The organism is Comamonas sp. B-9 (assembly GCF_000410635.1).
Lineage (GTDB): Bacteria > Pseudomonadota > Gammaproteobacteria > Burkholderiales > Burkholderiaceae_C > Comamonas.
In genome coordinates, this window is record NZ_KE148549.1 from 1,243 (window position 1) to 3,971 (window position 2,729).

General features: G+C 68.9%; 4 protein-coding genes. All 4 read left to right on the plus strand.

The genetic code is table 11. The features are described 5' to 3' along the window. Window positions 1-650 (plus strand): ABC transporter ATP-binding protein (locus tag H928_RS26940; protein WP_021026296.1); only part of this gene is annotated, 650 nt, incomplete at its 5' end. A 74-nt stretch (window positions 651-724) separates the two neighbouring features. Then, window positions 725-1,294 carry a cob(I)yrinic acid a,c-diamide adenosyltransferase gene (gene cobO / locus H928_RS0109590; RefSeq protein WP_021026297.1) on the plus strand — a complete coding sequence of 190 codons (570 nt, stop codon included), beginning with the start codon at window positions 725-727 and terminating at the stop codon, window positions 1,292-1,294. Window positions 1,295-1,316: 22 nt separating this feature from the next. After that, window positions 1,317-2,042: a 5,6-dimethylbenzimidazole synthase gene (bluB, locus tag H928_RS0109595; protein WP_021026298.1), complete on the plus strand. Its 726-nt coding sequence runs from the start codon at window positions 1,317-1,319 to the stop codon at window positions 2,040-2,042. Then, on the plus strand, window positions 2,039-2,729 hold a 691-nt coding region (locus H928_RS0109600), incomplete at its 3' end, for a cobalamin biosynthesis protein (protein ID WP_021026299.1). The genes bluB and H928_RS0109600, both read left to right, overlap by 4 nt.

Consider the following 2,729-nt stretch of genomic DNA (forward strand, 5'->3'; position numbering starts at 1 on the left):
TGCTCAAGGTGCTGGGCGGCCTGTGGCCGGCGGCACAGCTGCAGGGCGAGGTGGCGCTGCTGGGCAAGGATTTGCAGCGCTGGCCGCGCAAGCAGCGTGCCCAGGCGCTTGCCTGGCTGGGCCAGGGCGAGGTGGTGACGCAGGAGCTGACGGTGATGGATGTGGCCATCCCCGCCCCCCTGCCGCACCAGCCCTGGTTTGCAGCGCCCAGCGGCGCAGACCATGCAGTGGTGGAGCAATGCCTGCGTGCAGCGCATGCCTGGGACTGGCGCCACCGGCCGGTGGCCGAACTGTCGGGCGGCGAGCGCCAGCGCGTGCTGCTGGCCCGGGCCATGGCCGTGCAGGCCCCCGTGCTGTTGATGGATGAACCGCTGGCCAACCTGGACCCCCCGCACCAGACCGACTGGGTGGACAGCATGCGGGCCTTGACCGCCCAGGGCAGCACCGTGGTCAGCGTGCTCCACGAGATATCAGTGGCGCTGCTGGCCGACCATATGCTGGTGCTGCAGGCGGGCAGGGTGCTGCACCAGGGCCGCTGCGACGACCCGGCAACGCATGCCGCGCTGGAGGCGGTGTTTGACCACCGCATCCAGGTGCGTGCCATTGATGGCGTGTGGATGGCCTTGCCGCGCACCGCTGCTCGCCCTTGAGGGCGAGCTGAACCTGACTTGACGCTGGGCCTGGCCCAGGTCCAAAGACACAAGCTAACTAGGAAAGATATCCAATGCAGATTGAAACGCCACCCAGCGAAAAGCCTTATGAAAAGCCCGAGGGCGAGCGCCGTGGCCTGGTGATCGTCAACACCGGTGACGGCAAGGGCAAGAGCACGGCGGCCTTTGGCCTGGCCTTCCGCGCGACGGGCCGGGGCAAGGCGGTGAAGGTCTACCAGTTCATGAAGGTGCCGACCGCCCGTTTTGGCGAGCACCGCCTGGCCGAGCAGGTGGGCCTGCCGGTCGAAGGCCTGGGCGATGGCTTCAGCTGGAAGAGCCGCGATCTGGAGCACAGCGGCCAGCTGGCGCGCGATGGTTGGGAAAAGGCCAAGGCGGCCATCCTGTCGGGCGCGTATTTTCTGGTGGTGCTCGACGAGATCACTTACCCGCTGATCTACGGCTGGCTGCCCTTGCAGGAGGTGCTGGACACCCTGGCCGCACGGCCCAAGGAAGTGCATGTCTGCATCACCGGCCGGCGCTGCCCGCAGGAGATCATCGATGTGGCCGACACCGTCACCGAGATGACCTTGATCAAGCATGCGTTCAAGGCCGGCATCCCGGCGCAGCGCGGCATTGAAGACTGAGGCCCCGCAGCCGATTGCTGGCATGAGCGATATCAACTCCCACGCCCCCATCAGCTCCCCCACGATTGCCGCTACGGCCTTCAGCGAGGCCGAGCGCGCGGCCGTCTACCGTGCCATCCATGAGCGGCGCGACATGCGCCACTTTGCCGGCGGCCAGGTGGACGATGCCGTCCTGCTGCGCCTGCTGCGGGCGGCGCACCATGCGCCCAGCGTCGGCTTTATGCAGCCCTGGCGCTTTATCCGCGTGCGCGATGCGCAGATGCGCAGCCGCATCCATGCGCTGGTGGAGGACGAGCGCCTGCGCACCGCCCAGGCGCTGGGCGCACGCGAGGCCGACTTCATGCAGCTCAAGGTGCAGGGCGTGCTGCAGGCGGCCGAGGTGCTGGTGGTGGCCATGCCGCCCGGGCGCGAGGCCCATGTGTTTGGCCGCCGCACCTTGCCCGAGATGGATGTGGCCAGCACCGCCTGCGCGATCCAGAACCTGTGGCTGGCCGCGCGTGCCGAAGGGCTGGGGATGGGCTGGGTCTCGCTGTTCGAGCCCCAGGCGCTGGCGCAGCTGCTGGCCATGCCCGCCGGCGCGCACCCGCTGGCTGTTTTGTGCCTGGGCCCTGTGGAGGCCTACTATGCCGAGCCGATGCTGCAGCAGGAGCGCTGGGCCAGCCGCGCGCCCTTGCAGGACATGCTGATGGACGAGTGCTGGCGCGAGGCCGGAGCGGACGCATCGATGGAACAAGGACCGCAGCCATGACGGCTGGCTGGCTGGGTGAGCTGGCCCTCGCCGGTGGAAGCCCGCTGCTGCAGCTGGTTCAGGCTATGACCGATGCTGGCCCTGCGGTGTACTGGCAGGCGCCAATGGCCGCCTTGCTGGCCGTGTTGGTGGCCTTGCTGGTGGACTGGCTGTGGGGCGAGCCGCCAGTGCGGTTGCACCCTGTTGTCTATATGGGCCAGCTGCTGAGCCTGCTGGGCCAGGCGATTGCGCCGCTCCAGGCGCTGGAGCGCGCCTACGGGCGCTTTGTGCTGGCGGCGCTGGCCTGGTGCCTGCTGGCGGGCGTCGCTTGGTGGGTGTATGCGGCCCTCATGTATCTGCTGCAGGCAGCGCCTTGGTGGCTGAATGGCCTGGTGGCTGGACTGCTGCTCAAACCTTTACTGTCCTGGCGCATGCTGCGCAGCGAGGTGCTGGCGGTGGAGGCCGCGCTCGGCGAATCGCTGGACGCGGGCCGGGCCCGCCTGTCCTGGCTGGTGAGCCGCGATACCGCGCAGCTCGATGCTGCGACAGTGCGCGAGAGCGCGATCGAGACCTTGGCCGAGAACCTGAGCGATTCGGTGCTGGCGCCGCTGTTCTGGTTTGCGGTGGCCGGCCTGCCGGGCGCGGCGCTGTACCGGCTGGCCAACACGGCCGATGCGATGTGGGGCTACCCCGGCTGGCGCGGCCAGG